The 2,731-nt window shown below is 69.8% G+C and carries 2 protein-coding genes and 1 pseudogene; 2 read left to right on the top strand and 1 reads right to left on the bottom strand.

Annotated features, from left to right (window positions below; all coding sequences use genetic code 11):
- Positions 1 to 245 (bottom strand): hypothetical protein (locus G6020_RS14065; protein WP_182611041.1); only part of this gene is annotated, 245 nt, incomplete at its 3' end.
- A 43-nt stretch (positions 246 to 288) separates the two neighbouring features.
- Between G6020_RS14065 and treS the strand changes: the two genes are divergently transcribed.
- Both treS and G6020_RS14055 read left to right on the top strand, forming a co-directional pair.
- Positions 289 to 2,100, top strand: coding sequence for a maltose alpha-D-glucosyltransferase (treS, locus tag G6020_RS14060; protein WP_179526145.1), 1,812 nt, complete (start codon positions 289 to 291; stop codon positions 2,098 to 2,100).
- Between the two features lie 10 nt (positions 2,101 to 2,110).
- Positions 2,111 to 2,731: pseudogene (locus tag G6020_RS14055) on the top strand (hypothetical protein); the annotation flags it as partial.

Raw genomic sequence — 2,731 nt, 5'->3', positions numbered from 1 at the left:
CACGGTCCGCGTCGCCCGGGCTCCCCGGGGCCTCCCACGGGTTCCAGGCCCCTGGTCCGGGCCGCGGCGAGGATGACCGTCCGGGGCAGTCGCAACTCCCAGGGGCGCACGACCACCTCGTCGTCGTCGACATCCAACAGGGCCGCCAGCGCGCGGGCCCGGCGGCCGTGCCGCTGGCGATACGACCGCGCGGGATCCACGCCCCTCAGGCCGCGGATACGCTCCGCCGGGCCGATTTTCCGCATGCAACGGATCGTACTGGGCCGTAGGCTCGCCCCCATGTCACCGATGTCGCGCCACAAGCCCGACCAACACCAGGCCGACCCCCACCGGTCCGATCCCCGACACCCCGAGCCCGAGCTCACCGACGACGGTCACGTGGTCGAGCCCAGTGCCGACAACTACCGGCACGCGGCCGAGCTCGAGATCGATCGGGACTGGTACAAGTCAGCCGTGTTCTACGAGGTCCTGGTCAGGGCGTTCAACGACTCCGACGGCAACGGCACCGGGGACCTGCGCGGGCTCACCGAGAAGCTCGACTACCTGGAGTGGTTGGGGGTCGACTGCCTCTGGCTGCCGCCGTTCTACGACTCGCCGCTCCGCGACGGCGGGTACGACATCCGCGACTTCCGCGCCGTGTTGCCCGAGTTCGGGACCGTCGAGGACTTCGTCGACTTCCTCGACCAGGCGCACCAGCGGGGCATCCGGGTGATCACCGACCTGGTGATGAACCACACCTCCGACACCCACGCCTGGTTCACCGAGTCGCGGTCCGATCCGACCGGGCCGTACGGGGACTTCTACGTGTGGTCCGACGACGACACCCGGTACCCGGACGCCCGCATCATCTTCGTCGACACCGAGACCTCCAACTGGACCTACGATCCGGTGCGCGGACAGTTCTACTGGCACCGCTTCTTCTCCCACCAGCCCGACCTCAACTACGACAACCCCGAGGTCCAGGACGCGATGATCGACGTCCTGCGGTTCTGGTTGGACCTGGGGATCGACGGGTTCCGCCTGGACGCCGTGCCGTACCTGTTCGAGCGCGACGGCACCAACTGCGAGAACCTCCCCGAGACGCACGAGTTCCTGCGCAAGTGCCGGGCGGTGGTGGACGAGGAGTACCCCGGCCGGGTCCTGCTGGCCGAGGCCAACCAGTGGCCCGAGGACGTGGTGGCGTACTTCGGCGAGCCCGAGGTGGGCGACGAGTGCCACATGGCGTTCCACTTCCCGCTGATGCCCAGGATCTTCATGGCGGTGCGGCGTCAGTCCCGGTTCCCCGTCACCGAGATCCTCGCGCACACCCCCGACATCCCGTCCTCCGCCCAGTGGGGCATCTTCCTGCGCAACCACGACGAGCTCACGCTCGAGATGGTGACGGACGAGGAACGCGACTACATGTACGCGGAGTACGCCAAGGACCCGCGGATGAAGGCCAACATCGGCATCCGCCGCCGCCTGGCCCCGCTGCTCGACGGCGACCACAACCAGCTGGAGCTGTTCTCGGCGCTGCTGCTCAGCCTGCCCGGGTCCCCGGTGCTGTACTACGGCGACGAGATCGGCATGGGTGACAACATCTGGCTGGGCGACCGCGACGCCGTGCGCACGCCGATGCAGTGGAGCCCCGACCGCAACGCCGGGTTCTCCCGGTGCGACCCGGGCCGGCTCTACCTCCCGGTGATCATGGACCCGCAGTACGGCTACCAGGGCGTCAACGTGGAGGCGCAACTCAATTCCACCGCCAGCCTGCTGCACTGGACGCGGCGCATGATCCACGTGCGCAAGAGCCACCCCGCGTTCGGACGCGGCGAGTTCACCGATCTGGGTGGCTCCAACCCGAGCATCCTGGCCTATCTGCGGACGATGGGGTCCCCCGAGGAGGACCCCCGGGCGGACGTGATCCTGTGCGTCAACAATCTCTCGAGGTTCCCGCAGGCCGTGCGCCTGGACCTGTCGGAGTTCGCCGGTCGACGGCCCACCGAGCTCACCGGCGGGGTCCCGTTCCCGGAGATCGACGCCGACCCGTACCAGCTCACCCTGCCCGGTTACGGCTTCTACTGGCTGGAGCTGCGCAGTCCCACGGACACCCCGGCATGAGAGGCGCGGCATGAGCATCACCCCCGTCGACGACGACGCCATGGTCAGGTTGCTGACCGAGTGGCTCCCCGGACAACGCTGGTTCGCGGGAAAGGGCCGGCGACTGTCGGCGGTGCGGATCGCCCGGCGGGCGGTGTTGCTCGACCACGCCGACGTCCTGGTGGAGCACCTGCTGGTGGACGTGGAGGTGGACGGGCGACCACAACGCTATCAGGTCCCACTGGCCACCGCGCGGACCCTGCCGGACGACCGCCGGACGCTCCCCCTGACCCCCGACGGCGCCTCACCGGTGGTCTACGACGGACTGCGTGATCCGCGCGGGACCGAGTCGCTGGTGTCGCACCTCTCCGGGCAGGACGAGGTGGGAGGGCTGCGGTTCCGCCTGGTCCCGGGCGCTCCCGCCCCGGAGCCCGCCCGGGGCAGGCTGCTCGAGGGCGAGCAGTCCAACTCGTCCCTGGTGTTCGGCGACGACCTCATGGTCAAGGTGTTCCGACTGGTCCAACCCGGCCTGAACCCCGACGTGGAACTCCACGCCGCGCTGGCCGACCGGCGGTGCCCGGCCGTCGCGTCGCTGCGGGGCTGGGTGGAGCTCGACGACGACGGGGGCGACCCGGACGCCGACGACGAGGCC

Source organism: Dietzia sp. B19 (assembly GCF_014145155.1).
Classification (GTDB): Bacteria; Actinomycetota; Actinomycetes; order Mycobacteriales; family Mycobacteriaceae; genus Dietzia; species Dietzia natronolimnaea.
The sequence above is the reverse complement of the archived record's forward strand: the minus strand, read 5'-3'. Positions and strand labels throughout refer to the sequence as shown.

What these genes read in the sequence shown, in the direction of transcription:
- treS (WP_179526145.1), top strand. Translation starts at nt 289, where the DNA reads ATGTCGCGCCACAAGCCCGACCAACACCAGGCCGACCCCCACCGGTCC.